Below are 15511 nucleotides of genomic sequence, written 5' to 3'. Positions count from 1 at the left end.
AGGCCCTCAAGGCAGATCTCGCCGGCGGCATGGGATAGACTAGGCGCTTCGCAAATAGCTGGCGCTACCCGCTTGATTTAGGCAATTTAGTTCATGTGCTGCTTAGGGCCCGGGGGATCATTCTGCGTGCCGTCAGGTATCGCGAGCCGCTCCGACGCGGGGCGTTGCGGCCGGGGACCCCTCCGGAATTTGCCGGCCGAGCAGGGCGTGGCGCGGCGCGCCTATTGGCCGCCACGTCCTTGGCAGACACTTCGATTGAACGATGGACAGACGATGGGGGTGCGGCATCTGCACCATTCCGTCGTCACCGTCCTAAGTGACCCTGCGACCGAACCTCAACGGACGCGGCTTTGTTGCGCTGATCCTGGTGTTCCTGGCACTCGTGTTGCTCACAGTGGGCTTGCTCAACTGACGGCGGCGAAGCCCCAACTTTCCTAGGCGGGAGCAACGGCCGCGCAGACTAGAACCGAACTCGCCGCTGCCATCGGAAGAGACCGAAGAGCAGAGCCGTCGCGTAGTCGATCGTTCCCCAGTTGTCGTCCGACAATCTCGACCGGCCCATTGGTGCGAAAGCGGTGGACGTCTTCCTCCAGCACCACATCCGACGCGTAGCGCACCTGCACGGTGATCTCCTGCCCGAGCCGGGAGACGATGACGTGTTTCGTCAGGTCGCTATCCATCTCGCAGGCGAACTCGGCGGCTTGTAGGCGCGTCGAAGGAACGCCACTAGCCCTCCGTCTGATCTGGTTTTGTTCGCTGTGGTATGAGTCCCCCAAAATGGGGGTGACTATGCCCATCTAGATCAAGGTAAACGCATCAGCGCGCATCCAGAAATTGGCTCCGGACCAAGAGGGCTCTCAGTCGAGGAAATCCACGAGTTGACCGACTACAGCGCTTGGCAGGGGCGGACTTCGGGACAAGCCTAATTCGCAAGCGAACTGATGGGGCGAGTTCTGCCGGCCTCGCCGCCGCCTGAGCGCGGGCCGGAGTGGCCGAGGCTGTCAACGGTGGCGGTGGAGCGCATTCGACTGCACCCAGTGCACTCGGCGCGGCCCCTATCGGGTGGCAACGCTCGTAGACGGGTAACGCGCCCATCACGCACCAGGCAGCATAGTCCCGGACGTTCGGCGGCCGTCTCCCTAGCCCTCACAGCATTGGCTACGGCCGAAATCGCCCGAACCAGCCTGCGTCTGTTTGCCAACAGCGCGGGCTTTTCTCATGGACGTTGGCAAAGGCTCATGACGGGAACTCCTGGATCTCTCCGATCCGTTTGCCGGAGGGAGTGATGGTCAGGTCCCCTTCCTTGCGTTCTGCGAGCCCCCGCGAGACCAGAAAAAAGACCGCAGCTTCATCATCGGTTCCGAACAGGCTGCGCAGCCCAACGGGCCCTTCGCTAAGCCGTCTGAGGAGGTGGTACGAGTAGGAGGGGATATGTTCCAACCGCTGTACGCTGTCGTCTCCCTCACTTGCCGCGTCGGGGTCCACCTTCGGCATGAGCAAGTCAGCGGATTCGTGGGTGAAACACAGGGCCTCGATCCAGGATGCCACATTGGTGGGAATCGATCGTTCGCCTTGCAGCCAGCTCTCGACGGTATCCTCCGGCAGGCTCATGACCTGGGTCAGGGTAGCCGGACCCCAGTGCACGATCTGAAGACACTCAGCAAGTCGACTAGGGGTCATCGGCGTACTCCCTCCGGACGGTGCCGAACAAGGCACAACAAAGCTTAATCGTCTGACGTACGCATCGTTCCCTGGGACGAGCAAATTGCTGTCGCCAGACGCGAACATACCCACGCGCCCTGCTACCCCGGCAAGATCACACGTTCGTTTCGAATGGAACGCCGGTGGGAGCGAGGTGTTGAGTCCATTCAAGTACTCAGGCGCGTTGATGCCCTTACCCAGCTTTCCTCCGAAGCCCGCAATTCCAAGCGTTTGGCATAGCCCCGGTCACACAATCGAGCATCATCGGCTGATGTCGCTCGACGAGTTGCCGAGGTCCCGGCGGGACTTGGTGCGCCAGCTTCTGGCTACCCTAGAACTACCGGAGGCCCTCAAGGCAGATCTCCGCCGGCGGCATGCGATCGACTAGACGCTTTGCATGAAGCGGGCCCGCCGCTGCGGCGCACCAGCTAGCGCCGGCGGTTCAGGGCAAGCAGGCCGCCCGGACCTTGCGTCGGCCAACTGATCGTGACGCCCCCCGCCTCGAGTGTGCAGAGCCGAACTCTGTCGACCAAAAGCGACTCGATGACGTCAAGTTCAGGAACCACGGTTGAAAGCCTGTGGCGGGCTCGTCCCTTCGTTCCTGGAAGCAGGAGGCAAAGCTGCCGGCCTGACGAAGCGGGGGGAACGACTTCTCCATTCCCCGCGACTTACGAAGGGCCGATCACTTCACGACCCGTAGATGCGCGCGTGAGGCCTGGGCTCGTGGTGGCCTTCGTGGACGCTCATGCCGCGTCCAGTGAATTCCCTGGACTGGAAACGGCGGGAGTTGGGCGCCAGCCATCGCTTGGCTGGAAGGCGACGCATCGATATTGTCAGGGTCCATCGTGTCGCCGAAGGACATTAGAAACCGAGCCACCCCCGTAAAGCTGATCCTGAGCATTCGACTTCCTCTCCGGCCGGGATCAGCCGAGCATGTTGGCTTGCCTGAGCAGCGGCGCGATTGCGAGCATCGCACCGAGTGTGACCAGAAAGCTCAACGTCAGGAACAGAAGGCGAGCGCGCACAGGCCGCACCGCACCCGGCGGTGGCGTAGGATGATCGACGGGCATCAGGGGATCGCTTTCGCTTGCTGGCGCATGGACGCGCAACTTCACAGTACGCCCCTTGGTCCGAGGGGCCTAATGGAATCAGGTCACCGGCCCGAGGACGCAGGTTGGCGAACCGGTGAGGGTCCTCCAACCGGTTCCGTCTACCACCCCTGGTGAGGCGCGATCGCAGTGCCAGACGGAACGCCAGACTCACTGGGCGGTTGCTTAAGTCCTTCTAGAGCCCTTCGCCGCCTGCATCAGGTTCTCGATCGCACTCGACGAGCGGCGCAGGTCCAGCGTTTCCAGAATTCGCAGCAACGCCTGGTTCTGCGGCGTGTTCTGTTCGCGCGAAAGAAAGTCGTTCAGATCGACGTCGCGCTTCTGGCCGCCAGAGGCCGCATTTGGCGAGTGCCGTACCGTCACGGCGCCGTCCTCGCCGACGAGCAACAGCCACTCGTCGCCATTTTCGCTGCTGTAGAAGACCACTTCCTGGGTCGACATGTCCATCTCCGTTGCGGTTTGTAGCCACACTGGAACGCCCGAGGCGGCTGTCGGTGGCTTCGGCCTTACCCCCCCAGCCACGCCCGGTGCCTGCGAGGCTTCGTCAGGCGGTCCGCTCGAACTGCCGCCTTGTTGGCTCGACTTCTTCGGTGTTCACAACGAAGCCAGCGAGAGTGCTCGGCCCAAATTGCGTGGACAGCGCCACGTCCGTGGCGTCGCGACCTCGCGCCATAAGGACCCGGCCGATCCGGGGCGTATTGTGACGAGCGTCGGCGGTGTGCCACTTGCCGCCAAGATAGACCTCGAACCAGGCGGAGAAATCCATCGGCGCATCGTTCGGAGGCATGCCGATGTCTCCGAGGTAGCCGGTGCAGTACCTTGCCGGAATGTTCATGCAGCGGCAGAACGCAATCGCGAGATGGGCAAAGTCCCTGCAGACGCCAACGCGTTGCAGATAGGCTCCGAAGGCTGATCGCATATTGTCCGCCTGCATGTAGTCGAAGCGGATATGCCGGTGAACGAAGTTCAGGATCGCCTGCACGCGCGTCCAGCTAGGCTGCGTTCCCTCAAACAGGTCCCACGCGATGTTCGAGAGCACGTCCGTTTCGACGTAGCGGGAACTCAGGAGATAGACCAGCACATCATCGGGTAGCTCTTGGATGTCGTGCTGTGCGACATCGAACGGAACCACGTCCGGTATGCCCGAGTCGAACATGTCGAACTCGGTCGAAATCGTCAGCCGACCCGCAGGAGCCGTCAGCCGCGTACAGGCGTTGCCGAAGCCGTCGGTGTAGTCACTCGCGTCCAGCATGGGCGAGAATCTGAGGCGCTCCGGAGCCAGCAAATCGGCACGACGCGAGGGGTGCACCCTTAGCGTCAAGATGGTGGGTGTTGGCTTCGGGCAATCATAGCTGATGGTGTAGCCGGCCCGGATGATCAATGCTGTGCCCCCGGGTTTCGTTGGGTCGGCGGCCCCTCCGGAGCATCCCGACCGAGCAGGGCGTGGCGCAGATGCATGCGGCGCCCCCTCGAGTGCATCGATGAGGAGCGGCTCGCTGCCTTCATCAATCGTGGCCTGCCACACGGTTCTGGCGCGGGGCTGCTCCTGCTGATGTCGGGGAAACACCAGTTCCGCTCTGATGCGACCAAACTTGCTGCGCTCGGAAGCACGGTTTGTCGTACTCATGATTTCTCGCTGTCTGCTGAGGTCCGATTCGGACGGGAACTGATGCCGGGCTGAAGAGGACAGCCCGCATATGCATCGTCGTCGATGCGGTCGTGAGAACACAACGGTTGGTGCCAAGGACGGTTGCAACTGCCGGCCGGCATTATGCGACAGTAGCCATGCCTTGTTCCGCGAACCCGGGCGACCGACCTTTAGGGCACTGCTCCAGGAGCGACGGATGGAGCCGGTTGCTTGAGGAACTCCCATGATCCCGCACGAGAAGAATTCCTACCTGGCGCCTCTCCACCAAATGCGCGAGGAGCTGGTTGTCGCCCGCCGAGCAGCGGCTGCCGCACACCTTCCCACGGTGGTGGTAACACTCCAGCTGCAACTTGAAGCGGTGGACCGAGCAATTGCCGACGAGACAGCATCACCTCACTAGTTGGGCATCTCCATTGTAAAGGGATGCCCTAAGCACCACTTTCAATGGGTGAGAGTGCAGAGGCACTTCCGGTCAGAGTAGCCGGATCCAACGGCCGTCGGCCGCCCGCGCTCACGGAGATCCTCCAATGTTTGGATATGCAGCAGGCGGCGCACCACAGGTGCTCGTCGGTATGATTGCAGAACGAGATGCTGCGCGAAACCGGTGGCCGTTCCTCACCACCTTGGACCTTTCGGTAATTCACAACGAACCTCAACTCGTCACCATGGTCAAAGACCGTACCGGCAAGTCCCGCTCCGAAGCACGGGGCGAGGTGCATGAGTGGCTCAAAGGCTACGAGGCGCGCCTATTGGCCGCCACGTCCTTGGCAGACACTTCGATTGAACGGTGGTCAGACGATGGTGGTGCGGCATCTGCACCATTCCGTCGTCACCGTCCTAAGTGACCTGACCTGAGCCCCTAGATCTCTTCCAGATTTTGGTAGAGTCCGCCGCAATAGGGGGCGGACGCATGAAGCGCAGCAGGTTCAACGAAGAGCAGATCATTGCGATCTTGAAGGAGCAGGAAGCGGGGCTGGGGACGGCCGACCTGTGCCGCAAGCATGGGATCAGCAGTGCGACCTTCTACAAGTGGAAGGCCAAGTACGGTGGCCTGGAAGTGTCTGATGCCCGCCGGCTGAAGGCACTCGAGGACGAGAACACCCGACTCAAGAAGCTTCTGGCCGAGGCAATGCTGGACAACGCCATCCTCAAGGATGTCGCTGCAAAAAAATGGTGACGCCCGACGCGAGCGCGACGCGTGCGTTAGCACGTTCGGAGAAGTCGCCGGCGTTTCCTTGTTTCCCTTCACCGGTGCCGCCCTCGATCGCCTGTATGACAGCCTGAAGGAAAGCGACAAGGGTCTCACGTGGAAGACGCCCAGGGGTATGCTCCAGGCAGTTCTGCTTCCGTCGCTGTCTGAACCGCATCGGCTGGACGAGGGGTCGTATCCGGGCGTCGGGATTGAGCCGCTGCCCATCGAAGAGCATCGACGGGCAGACCGCGTGCTCTCCTCGAACCGGCTTGGTGCGATCATCAAGACGCAACTTGCCGCCAGCTCCGAGCAGGAGCGAAGCCGAATGCGCAGAACGTTCGCCTACTGGGGCGATCCTGACCGCGCCGACACTATAGAGGAAAAAGGAGAACTCGCGCTCGCAGGCGTGAGCGAAAGCCTCCTGCGCGCCTTCAACCTTCCCTGGATCGGCAGCGATCGCGCAGACGGAGAGCAAGTCGCTGCTCCTGAGACCATGCGGCCGACTACCGGGGGAGCTGGCCCAGCCGCAGCGCCGTCGCAGCAAGTCACGAACACCCGCCAAGAGGAAACGGATCGGACGGTGCGCTCGACGGCGCCGACGCCCACGGGCTATCCTCGCGCGCATTGGGGCAAGCGGTCATCCACCGGATCGTGATCGACCGAAAGCATGAGAATTGCATCGGCTCGCGGTGGCATCAGGAACGTGTGCTCCTCCTCGGTCCGCAATACGGAGCCGGTCGCTAGCGCCTGCGCGCGCGCGGCAAGGAGCGCCGCGCGCCTGCTGAGCGACCATCCGAGGCCGGGCGCTCCCGCAAGACCAGATGCGTTGCTAAGATCGCGCAACGACCTGATCTTCAGCCGCTGTAGCGACCGCTTGCCCTCGTGAGTGAGGCCTGGAACAGCAGACACGTCGCGCTGCTCTGGCGGGAGCGACGGGTCGATGCTCTTGGAACAATGTCCCAGGTATTCGCACTGCTCGCATTTAAAACAGAGATGGAAGAACGTCTGATCAATTCCCGGGCCGAGCTTCTTGGCGCCGATGCCGGGGAGAATGTCATTGCAGAACTCGTCCACCAGGCGAAGGTATGGCCCGAGGGCGGAACCGCTCTGCCTCCCATGCATCGCCTTCCGCGGTGCCGTCGTCTGGAATTCGCCAAATCTCCCCGAAGGGGTCGAGCGTTGCCCCGGTCGGGGCGGAAGCGTCGAGTTCGCGCAGCAATTCCTCCAGAACCCGAACATAGAAGGCGACCTGGGTCTTGTGGAACGCGGTGGCGCGTCGCGTGGCCTTGACGTCGATCACGGTGAAGAGGTGGCCGTCACCACCGTCGTCTTTTGCGCGCCGTATCAGGTCAGGCAGATTTCGGTTCAGGGTAAGGCCGGTACCGGCCAAAAAGCGGGGCACGCTTCGTGGGGTCAAGTTCGCCTGCGCGACATACGGTACTTGGATCAGGCCCCGCAGAAAGGCGGCAGTCACTTTCTCGTCCAGGGGCTCGCGCGGCGTGACTGGGGTTCGCACACCCTGCTCGCGGCCAAGACGCCGGACTACTCGGGCCTCGTAGGCGGTACCGAGCGCAGCCCAACTCGCTTGGCGGATGTCTTTGACCACAGGTACCGCGGCCAACTCGTCATTAGTTGAGAGCTCGAAACGAACCTTCCGCTCACAGCGGTACTGAAACCAGGACTTGATTCTCGATCCGCTGAAACCTTTTGCCATTGCTCCTATTTGCAACGCCTTTTGAGTTTACGCCAGTAGCGGATGCTGAAAACGTCCCGTTGGCTGTGCGTCAAATCGCTGGCCTCGCTGCAACGCAACTCTGGCCGCTTTCGCAAGCGGCCAAGCATGAGGAATCAGTCACGGCAGAATTGAGTGCTGCAGCGCAACGGTCGAAGAGATGACCACAACGACCGGATATTGCACGGCTAAGGAACCAGTGCGAAAGGCCGGCGTCATCCACGGATGCACCGGTGTGAGGTCAACTTAAGTCAACATCAGGCAATGTTGACGTTTGTTGACTTTCGTTGACGGATTGCGGTCCGGGCTGTGCAGCGATCCGACTTTTGGCAGTTCTGTCAATTTTGACAGCGAATCGCTTCTCTTCGCTGTCGGATGCCCCTCACCAACAATGAGGGGCTCGAAGAAATTGAATCAATTGCGCGGCACCTCGCTTAAGGCGGGGGGGTGCCCGGAGGAAGCATTATCAGCCGGGGTAGGGTTTACGCGTAGTCGAGCAATTCAGCCCGGCTCCTAGCCCAGGGACCACGGAATACCCGTGGAGTTGTATATGCGTAAGCCAAGAGCGAAGAATGCGTTTCAGGCGGCTAGCGGGATTGACGCGAACAAGGCGTCGACAGAGACCGCCACGGTCGAGCGTGCTCCCGCTGATAAGGAGGTGGACGAACAGCCTCAGGAAGCTTTGATCACTGCCGGCGAGAGTGAAGCCAGCCAGACTTCCGCGCCCGCCGAGTCGGCGGCCATCGCCATCGTTGAAACGGCCGACATCGAATCGGCCGTTGGCACCGTCTGGCCGGACCCGGACACGAGCTTTCTGACGCCGGCAGTGGCCCCTGCGCCGACGTTGCCGATGGAAAAGCTGCCGGCCAAGTTCTCGGAACTCGTGGCGGGCTTGGTCGAGGCACGGAAGCTCGTGCCCGACTACGTGGCATTTGCGGTTCTGGGCGCGGTGTCGGGGGCGATCGGCAATCGCGCTCGGGTCGGCCTTCCGGATGGAACGACGGAAACCCTGAGCACCTATATTGTCCTGGTCGGTGACGCGAGCAAGGGCAAGGGGAATGCCCTCAAGGTCGTCGAGGAGCCTCTGCGCGTCATCGACAACGAAATGTGCGGCGACACTCGTGGCGCTGCCGCGACCGACGGGCAAGAGGCCCTGAACACGATACTCGAACAGATCCAGTCCAAGGTGTCGCGCCGCCTCGCCATTGACTACGAGAACGCGGTGGCCAGCGTTACGGAGCCAGTGAGCGCCTCGCTGTTGGTGACTGAAGGAACCGCCTCGGGACTGCTCGACGAACTCAGCATGGACCAAAATGGCCGCATGCTGCTGACCCATGAGATTACCGGTTCGCTCGGCTATCTAATGTCGAGCCAGGCGGCGCGCTCGCAAGGTATTCTGCTGAGTGCCTTTGACGGGGGTCCCTACACGGCGCGGTCGAAATCGGGAGGCCGGCTCAGGGTTCCGGCGTTGGTGCTCTCGATTCTGGGTGCCACGCAGCCGAGGAAGCTGCCGGCGCTCTTGCGCGGCGCGGACGACGGCTTTGCGGCTCGCGTCTTCTGGGTCTATCCCAATGTCGAATCCACTGCCGAGTTTGGGTCCGACCCGGGCCCGGTTGACGTGTTGCACAACTTGTTGTCGCGACTGATCTCGATCAAGCCGGCAGGAGACGGGACGACCTATTCGACGATCATCCCGCTCGCTGCTGGTGCGCGCGAACTGGTCGAGACGGCATCGGCGATCTGGCTGCGACAGCAGGATCTGAGCGGCGAGTTGTTTGCCACGGCCCTGGGCCGCGGCCGCCAGTACGCCATTCGCATTGGCGGTCTCTTCGAGATCCTGGACCACGTCGTAGCGGGGAAGCATGGGCTCCCGGTGGCCGTAGGTCACCAGGCCATGGCAAGTGCCATTGCACTGGTCGATGGCTACATCCTGCCCATGGCCGAGCGTACTTTCACCAGCCATCGCCCCAAGGACTCGGATGCGAGCGCCTTGGCGAAGTACCTGGCCCGCGCCGGCAAGCCGGAAATCAACGGGCGCGAGGACATCGTCCGCGGGCATGGCTCGCCTCTGCGCGAGCCCTTGGCGGTTCGTGAGGCGCTCGAGGAACTGAGGCAGCGCGGTCTCGTCAGGCCCGCGCCGCGGGGTGCTGGCCGTGGTCGCCCCTCGGGAGACTGGCAGGTCCACCCCGCGCTGCTGGCGCTGGGAAGGGCATAGACATGACGAAGGGGCCGTACGGCCCCTTCTTCCTAACGGATGGCTCCGATGACCGCACGATACGACAAGCTAGTGGCCGACTGGCCGGCAGACGTACCTTTTGAGAGAGTTGTCAGGCAGCGCCTCTCGCTGTTCGATGACCTTATCAAACAGGGGCTCACCTGGTCTTCCATTGCAGCGGCACTCGCTCGGGCCGGCGTGACGCAGAGAAGTGGACGCCCGCTGTCCCGGCGACAACTCAATGCCGTCTATCTGCGCTGCAAGAAGAAATCCGCGGCGACCAACATGAGTGTGTTGCCGCCGATCGTCGAAAACGTCCGGTTGCCGATGGGGCCGACTCCTCGACAGTCGGCGCCACCAAAGACCGGGCTCGTCGGTCGGCTGGCAGAAGCAAGAAGTTTAATCAAATCTAGAATGTCTGAATACGATGAGTAAACTGGCCCAGTGCGAGATATTATTCGGTAGTACAATTCATGAATATTTCAACGGTCGTTAATTTAATTGAAACCACACCTCTCGCCACGTGCGAGGCGGAAGAGTTCGCCGAGTACATGTCCGAGGTTTTCGAACGTATCGGACAGCCGCGTCGGAAACTGACCTCCGCGCAGAGCGTCGAATTGTTGGCTGGATATCTTTGGTCGGCGCTCGATTGGAACGTGGCGCTCGATCCTGCAGCTAAGACCGATGGGACCACGTTGGGCGAGCATCCGCGTAGCCGCATCTCTCTCATCAAGCAACTGGAGCGCATCGGCGAGGTTTTCGGCTGGGATCTCAAGCCCGGCCGGAAGCAGCCCAGGCTCGGCGATCGCCCGATCCCGACCGATGTTGTGGACGCGCTCGAGAAGAAGGGCGTGTTGGGACCGCTGTTGGTGTCCTTTCCTGATCCGCTGGATGGTAGGCCGCGTAGGGATGACCTGCGGTTCGTCGAACTCGGTGAGAAGAATGTTGATGCGGAAGGAACGGCCGTTCCGGAGGATCACGACGAGACAGTTTTCGGTTTTCACGACCCGTCGCATCTAACCGCCGATGAAGCGGCTAATTCGCGCAAGCTCAAGCGCAAGTTCGCCCTGGCAAGCAAGTTTGGCGCGCCGGCAAGCCTTCGTGTCGATCAGGCAACGTGGGAGCTTGGAGAGCGGTCGCGACAGGCGATCGAAAATGCAGAGCCTTTCGCAGGAGGCATTTTCGCAAGCCTCAAAGGGGCTCGAGATCTGCTTTCTGGGAAGGAAACATCCCCCATGCAGAAGGGACTCCCCGAGGAAGGACAGGGTTTCGTGGAAGCACGTAAAAACCTGGCGACTACTGCGCGTCGCGCTGCGCGCTTCCTCGAGATCGAATTCCAGATGACGGATCGTCAAAGGAATAATCAGTCCGGCGAGACAATCGCCAGTTGGACTAGGCCCAGTCCGCTCCTCGAATTCGGACGCACCATCTTCGAGTTGCTGGCGCCGACGCGGGGTGGCGAAGGGTTGAACGAGATTGCCATGCCGGGCGACGTCGGGGTCGATTTGCAGAAGGAAGCTGTCGATGCCGCACTTGAAGGCGCCAAGCACGCCCGGCATGTGCTGCGCATCCTGAAGTGGAAGCTGCGTTGGAGAAGTATCCACATCGCTAAAGTGGAACTGCTCGATCCCAATGATGGCGAAGACACGGAGCGGCCGCCTGCCAACGCCCACTATCTCGATCGCGGCTCGCCGGTCATGTACGCCTCCGAACATCAGAGGAAGACGACGGGACGTTTGGAGGAGGGGCGTCAGCGCGTTCTTGAACGGCTCTGGAGCCTTCGCGATAGCTCGGTGAAGCTGCGCGCCCTCACCGAGATGTTCCATGTCCGTCATGCCAAGTTGCTTGAGCGAGGCGGCAACTACGGACCATTGCGGAAGGAAATGCTTGAGAAAGTAGCCACTCCGACGCTCGACTGGTATCGCGAACTGGCTGCGCGCTTCGATGAGGGTGTAGTCTATGAGGCGGACATCAAGCGTCGGACCGGGGGGGTGCCAAACGAAGTTCCGACGGTGCCAGCCGCACTTGAGCGTTACAGGATGGAGCTTGAGCACGACCCGGAGTTGATGGTCTGGGGAGCTCGGCCTGATGAGGCAGTAATCAAGGCCGTCCTTGAAGCGATGGATCCCTCGGGTTCGGCGTTGGCTGTCTGGAGGGAAGCTATCGGCATTCTAGAGGACGACACCAAAATAGCGTGAACCGAACATCTCTCGGTTTGTAGGGGGACGGAGGCGCTCCGAGGGAGCGCCTCCCAATCTTACTCCGCCTTTCGCGCCGGCCTTGACCAGACGAGCGTCGCTCCGGTGTCGTCGTCGTCGAAGAGGTTTGCGTAAATCGGACTTGCGAAGCTCGGATCGTCGAGCTTGACCGAGAGGTAACTGCGTCCCTCGTTCGACTTTTTGGTCCAGGCGGCGCCGATCTCGGCTTTGCCCACGAAGACGCGGTGGGTCGGGGCGTTCTGGTTTGCCGGGCTGGCCTCGGGGACGATGCGGACGTTCTTGGCCTGGACCGAGAGGGTGATGATCTCGCCGGTGAGTTCGTTGCCGGACTTCTTGAAGGTGCCGATGGTCGCCATGGTAGTCTCCTTGATCTGATGTTCCGAGCCCGCGCCATCGCGGCCTCGATGGCGATCGACAGGCTGCAGGCGACCGGTGCTTCACCCAACGGGCCGCAGCGCAGCGGAGGACGGCGGCATAGAACTTTCTTGGCTTTCCCGCGAGGAATGCCGGCAGAGCCGGCAGGGGAAGAAAGTTCGGCGCCGCCGTTGAAGCAAAGCTGGTCGAGGCGAAGCCGTCCTACAGCCAGATCAGCCAGTCAGTCAGGCCGGGATGGAGAGGGCTGCGACACGGGTCTTGGAGATGTTGGCGTGGCCGCGGATCTCGAGTGGTTATGGCGATGGCCTGGCGAGTGAGCGCTAAGTGGCGTCACGGCTGCTGTCCTTCGTTCCTGTTCCGTGGCTGCGAGGTAGGGCGTCGCGGTCGACGTTTCGGATATCCCGAGAAGGACTGGTGCTGGTACAGGAGGCAGCGGGCCAAGCACTAGGGTTGTATCGCTGCAGGTCGAAGGCGCTTATGCGCCCCCGACTGACCAGACGGGAATACCGAGCTTACGGGCCTTGTCGCGCAAATTGTGCTGAATTCCAGATCCAGGGAAGACCAGGACGCCGATGGGAAAGATGTCGAGCATCTGGTCGTTGCGGCGGAATGGGGCTGCCTTTCCATGCGCCGTCCAATCGGGCTTGAAAGCAATCTGGCTGATTTTCTGGGTATCGGCCCATTTGGCGGCGATCAACTCGGCCCCTTTCGCGCTGCCGCCGTGAACTAAAACCATGTCCTTGTGCTTGGCATGGACCTTGTCGAGTGTTTCCCAGATCAGACGGTGATCGTTGAAGTCGAGGCCACCGGTGAGGGCGATCTTCGGTCCGATCGGAAGCATGACCTTCGTGTCGGCCCGCTTTCTTGCCGCCAGGTAGTCGCGGCTATCAACGAGAGCGGACGTTAGGGCCCTGTGGTTGACCACCGAACCGTTGCGCGGTCGCCAGGGTGAGCCGGTTTGGTGCTCAAACTTTTCGGCGGCCTGATCGCGCATTAGTTCGAGCGCATCGCGTCGGGCAATCAGCAACTCGCCTGTGGTCAGCAGCCGCTCGAGTTCGACTGCCTTCACTTCGGTGCCGTCCTGCTCCTGTTGTAGCCGGCGCTGGGACTGCTCGTTGTCGTCGAGCTGCCGCTCGATCCGGGCGGCCGCGCGATGGAAGCCGTTCGTGATCGACCAGAGTAGTTCCTCGAGATCCGCGTCGAGCGCAGTGTCGGCGAAGCTCGAAACCATAGCGTCGAAGACGTCGCTGATTGCGCCGGCGAGCACATAGTCTTCGGGCATTGGTCGAGTGTCGATGTCGTCGCCAGATGGTCTCCAGCCATGGAGCTCGAGTTCGCTGATGATATGGGCCGTTGGAGAGGCATCGTGATGTTCGATGTCGTCGCGGTCGTACATGGGGCTGCTCCTGTCGGTTAGCCGCGACCCTCGCGGCCTTCATGGCGACGAAAGCCCAGGGGCGGGACGGGCGGCACCCGGAGCGAAGCGGCGGGACGGAGCGAAAGCGGAGGATGGCGGAGGCGGGCTATTTTGCTTCGCGATGGAACGGCGTTGGTCTGCTGGCCGGTCGTCGCACACCAGGGGCGCGCCGCCGGAAAATAGCCGGCAGGAGCCGTTGCCGTACCGAGCTGCCCGTGGGCTCGATCGCCCTCTGGAAGGCCGGGCGCGGCGCAGCGAGAGGGTTGCGCGGTGTGAACGTGGCGACACGCACGCTCCTGCGTTATGCCGGTGAGCCGAGAAAGCGGAGGACGTCCTCGATAGCAAGCTGCTCCCGCATCGAGGTCCTGAGCGCGTCGATACCGAGCAGGACAAGGTCATCGTTGAAGTCCTGCAGCCGTGACGAGAGCATTATCGGCTGGATGCCTATGGCGCGAGCTCGTTGGGCGAGAGCGATCCAGGCGGCCTCACCCGCGGCATCGTCGTCGCAGGCGACATAGAGCCGGCGCAGTGTCGGCGGGAACGCCAAGGCGCCCAGATGGGCGGCCGAAAGGCATGCGGCCATCGGCAGTTCGGGCATGACCTGCCGCAGCGACAGCACCGTCTCGATGCCTTCGCCAGCCACCAAGGCGTCGGATACAGTGCCGAAGCGTACCGCGTGCCCGAGCAGTTCGCCCATGGCGCGGCGCGGTGTGTCGAGTGGTGCCTTGCCGCTGCCGTCCCGTGCCAGCCAGGTGCGGTGCACCCCGGTGACATTGCCAGAGAGGTCGGTCACGGCAGCGATCATTGCAGGCCACGTCTCGGTCGGCCCTTGTGCGGGCATATGGTAGCAACGTGGATGGAAACGCAGGGCGCTAGAATGGCGAAGATCGATGATGCCGCGACCGCGCAGGTAGGTCTCTGCAAGCGTGCCGCCGATGGGGTTCGATATGGCGAGCAGCCGACGGGCAGCTTCGGGCGATCCGGTGGGTGCCGGCGACCTGTTCAGGGTGATCAACGGCTGTGGGCTCGCTGGAGTCATCAGGAGGTATCGTCGGGCTTCGTCCATGGCATGCCGGAATTCTGCGAGGCCGAGCGAGGCCCGGATGACATCGATCAGGTCGCCACGTTCGCCCGTCGCGGCATCGGTCCACCGGCCCGCCGCCCCGCGACCGCGGACAGGGCCGACGAGACGGACGAACATGGAACTGCCGGGTGCGTTGCGGACGTCGCCGACAATCCAATAGCGCCCCTGGCGTTGTCCGTTGGAGAGGTAGCGTCGGCATACGGCTTCGGCACGACGCGCGAGTTCGACCGCCACCTCGTTAGGGGTGTAGAGCATATTCTGTTCTCCGAAAACGAACGGGCCCGCCAGATGGCGAGCCCGGATGAGGGGTGGATTGCGAAGGTTCAACGCTGCCGCGCGGCATCCCCCGCGGCATCGTCGTCGAGCCGGACGGGAAGCCAGGCGTCGGTGTGAACGGCGTCGACGACCTCGCCGGTGGCGAGGTTCAGGACCAGGGCGCCGCCACCGAACGCATCGAGCAATGGTTCGGAGCAGGTGTTGGCCCACTGAAAGCCCCATTTGCCCTCAAGCCCGAACAGTTCGGCACAGCGGGTGACGAAGGTAACGACCCGCTCAGGGTCGCCACGGCCGTTCAGGTCGTGGATCCATATGGTCGATGAACGGAGAGCGGGATGTGGGCCGACGACGAAGCCGGGGGCGATGAAGTCCTCGGCGACGGTGCTGGCAAGCGCCGCGTAAAGCGCAATCGCCTCTGCGGCGTTGGCGGCGGTGCCGGTGTCGAGGGCGACGGAAAACCGCAGCGGATATTCGGCCAAGTGAGCCTCCATATCAGAGGGGCCCGACGCAAGGCCGGGCCCGATTGATGGGATTGATTGAAAG

General features: G+C 62.3%; 15 protein-coding genes and 1 pseudogene. 6 read left to right on the top strand and 10 right to left on the bottom strand.

Going from position 1 to position 15511, the window contains the following annotated elements; translation table 11 throughout:
- Window positions 1-434: 434 nt before the first annotated feature.
- The 5 genes from PRN20_RS06100 to PRN20_RS06080 all read right to left on the bottom strand — a co-directional run bounded on the left by PRN20_RS06100 (window position 435) and on the right by PRN20_RS06080 (window position 4191).
- Window positions 435-680: a hypothetical protein gene (locus PRN20_RS06100; protein WP_273956345.1), complete on the bottom strand. Its 246-nt coding sequence runs from the start codon at window positions 678-680 to the stop codon at window positions 435-437.
- Window positions 681-1236: 556 nt separating this feature from the next.
- Window positions 1237-1611 (bottom strand): hypothetical protein, encoded by a 375-nt coding sequence (locus PRN20_RS06095; RefSeq protein ID WP_273956344.1) that lies wholly within the window; start codon window positions 1609-1611, stop codon window positions 1237-1239.
- 1013 nt (window positions 1612-2624) lie between these two features.
- Window positions 2625-2816: a hypothetical protein gene (locus PRN20_RS06090; RefSeq protein ID WP_273956343.1), complete on the bottom strand. Its 192-nt coding sequence runs from the start codon at window positions 2814-2816 to the stop codon at window positions 2625-2627.
- Window positions 2817-2975: 159 nt separating this feature from the next.
- A complete protein-coding gene (locus tag PRN20_RS06085) occupies window positions 2976-3251 on the bottom strand; it encodes a hypothetical protein (protein ID WP_273956342.1) in 276 nt (91 codons plus the stop codon).
- 103 nt (window positions 3252-3354) lie between these two features.
- Window positions 3355-4191, bottom strand: a complete 837-nt coding sequence (locus tag PRN20_RS06080; RefSeq protein WP_273956785.1) for a transglutaminase-like domain-containing protein — start codon at window positions 4189-4191, stop codon at window positions 3355-3357.
- A gap of 794 nt (window positions 4192-4985) precedes the next feature.
- Here PRN20_RS06080 and PRN20_RS06075 point away from each other — a divergent pair.
- The 3 genes and pseudogenes from PRN20_RS06075 (at window position 4986) to PRN20_RS06065 (ending at window position 6305) form a co-directional block, all read left to right on the top strand.
- A complete protein-coding gene (locus PRN20_RS06075) occupies window positions 4986-5303 on the top strand; it encodes a hypothetical protein (RefSeq protein WP_273956341.1) in 318 nt (105 codons plus the stop codon).
- 65 nt (window positions 5304-5368) lie between these two features.
- Window positions 5369-5629: pseudogene (locus tag PRN20_RS06070) on the top strand (transposase); the annotation flags it as partial.
- Complete coding sequence (locus tag PRN20_RS06065) at window positions 5613-6305, top strand: hypothetical protein (RefSeq protein ID WP_273956340.1); 693 nt, start codon at window positions 5613-5615, stop codon at window positions 6303-6305. The pseudogene PRN20_RS06070 and the gene PRN20_RS06065, both read left to right, overlap by 17 nt.
- Window positions 6306-6704: 399 nt before the next feature.
- Here PRN20_RS06065 and PRN20_RS06060 read toward each other — a convergent pair whose 3' ends face one another.
- A complete protein-coding gene (locus PRN20_RS06060; protein ID WP_273956339.1) occupies window positions 6705-7364 on the bottom strand; it encodes a hypothetical protein in 660 nt (219 codons plus the stop codon).
- A 568-nt stretch (window positions 7365-7932) separates the two neighbouring features.
- Here PRN20_RS06060 and PRN20_RS06055 point away from each other — a divergent pair.
- From PRN20_RS06055 to PRN20_RS06045, 3 genes are read left to right on the top strand one after another with little or no spacing between them, the layout of a single operon-like run.
- On the top strand, window positions 7933-9597 hold the full coding sequence (locus PRN20_RS06055; RefSeq protein ID WP_273956338.1) for a DUF3987 domain-containing protein: 1665 nt from the start codon (window positions 7933-7935) through the stop codon (window positions 9595-9597).
- Between the two features lie 48 nt (window positions 9598-9645).
- The gene (locus PRN20_RS06050) at window positions 9646-10032 is read left to right on the top strand and encodes a hypothetical protein (protein ID WP_273956336.1); all 387 of its coding nucleotides are present in this window, start codon (window positions 9646-9648) and stop codon (window positions 10030-10032) included.
- 38 nt (window positions 10033-10070) lie between these two features.
- Window positions 10071-11795 (top strand): hypothetical protein, encoded by a 1725-nt coding sequence (locus PRN20_RS06045; protein WP_273956335.1) that lies wholly within the window; start codon window positions 10071-10073, stop codon window positions 11793-11795.
- Between the two features lie 59 nt (window positions 11796-11854).
- Here PRN20_RS06045 and PRN20_RS06040 read toward each other — a convergent pair whose 3' ends face one another.
- The 4 genes from PRN20_RS06040 to PRN20_RS06025 all read right to left on the bottom strand — a co-directional run bounded on the left by PRN20_RS06040 (window position 11855) and on the right by PRN20_RS06025 (window position 15447).
- Complete coding sequence (locus tag PRN20_RS06040) at window positions 11855-12172, bottom strand: DUF736 domain-containing protein (protein WP_273956334.1); 318 nt, start codon at window positions 12170-12172, stop codon at window positions 11855-11857.
- 494 nt (window positions 12173-12666) lie between these two features.
- Window positions 12667-13587, bottom strand: coding sequence for a DUF2493 domain-containing protein (locus PRN20_RS06035; protein ID WP_273956332.1), 921 nt, complete (start codon window positions 13585-13587; stop codon window positions 12667-12669).
- Between the two features lie 322 nt (window positions 13588-13909).
- A complete protein-coding gene (locus tag PRN20_RS06030; RefSeq protein WP_273956329.1) occupies window positions 13910-14947 on the bottom strand; it encodes a DUF7146 domain-containing protein in 1038 nt (345 codons plus the stop codon).
- Between the two features lie 68 nt (window positions 14948-15015).
- Window positions 15016-15447 (bottom strand): hypothetical protein, encoded by a 432-nt coding sequence (locus PRN20_RS06025; RefSeq protein WP_273956327.1) that lies wholly within the window; start codon window positions 15445-15447, stop codon window positions 15016-15018.
- Window positions 15448-15511 lie beyond the last annotated feature (64 nt).

The organism is Devosia sp. ZB163 (assembly GCF_028613635.1).
Classification (GTDB): domain Bacteria; phylum Pseudomonadota; class Alphaproteobacteria; order Rhizobiales; family Devosiaceae; genus Devosia_A.
The sequence above is the reverse complement of the archived record's forward strand: the minus strand, read 5'-3'. Positions and strand labels throughout refer to the sequence as shown.

Excerpts from the sequence above, each read along its gene's own strand:
- PRN20_RS06085 (WP_273956342.1), bottom strand. The coding sequence starts at position 3,251 with ATGTCGACCCAGGAAGTGGTCTTCTACAGCAGCGAAAATGGCGACGAG.
- PRN20_RS06100 (WP_273956345.1), bottom strand. The coding sequence starts at position 680 with ATGGATAGCGACCTGACGAAACACGTCATCGTCTCCCGGCTCGGGCAG.
- PRN20_RS06030 (WP_273956329.1), bottom strand. The coding sequence starts at position 14,947 with ATGCTCTACACCCCTAACGAGGTGGCGGTCGAACTCGCGCGTCGTGCC.
- PRN20_RS06065 (WP_273956340.1), top strand. The coding sequence starts at position 5,613 with ATGTCGCTGCAAAAAAATGGTGACGCCCGACGCGAGCGCGACGCGTGC.
- PRN20_RS06040 (WP_273956334.1), bottom strand. The coding sequence starts at position 12,172 with ATGGCGACCATCGGCACCTTCAAGAAGTCCGGCAACGAACTCACCGGC.
- PRN20_RS06045 (WP_273956335.1), top strand. The coding sequence starts at position 10,071 with ATGAATATTTCAACGGTCGTTAATTTAATTGAAACCACACCTCTCGCC.
- PRN20_RS06035 (WP_273956332.1), bottom strand. The coding sequence starts at position 13,587 with ATGTACGACCGCGACGACATCGAACATCACGATGCCTCTCCAACGGCC.
- PRN20_RS06050 (WP_273956336.1), top strand. The coding sequence starts at position 9,646 with ATGACCGCACGATACGACAAGCTAGTGGCCGACTGGCCGGCAGACGTA.
- PRN20_RS06055 (WP_273956338.1), top strand. The coding sequence starts at position 7,933 with ATGCGTAAGCCAAGAGCGAAGAATGCGTTTCAGGCGGCTAGCGGGATT.
- PRN20_RS06060 (WP_273956339.1), bottom strand. The coding sequence starts at position 7,364 with ATGGCAAAAGGTTTCAGCGGATCGAGAATCAAGTCCTGGTTTCAGTAC.
- PRN20_RS06075 (WP_273956341.1), top strand. The coding sequence starts at position 4,986 with ATGTTTGGATATGCAGCAGGCGGCGCACCACAGGTGCTCGTCGGTATG.
- PRN20_RS06095 (WP_273956344.1), bottom strand. The coding sequence starts at position 1,611 with ATGAGCCTGCCGGAGGATACCGTCGAGAGCTGGCTGCAAGGCGAACGA.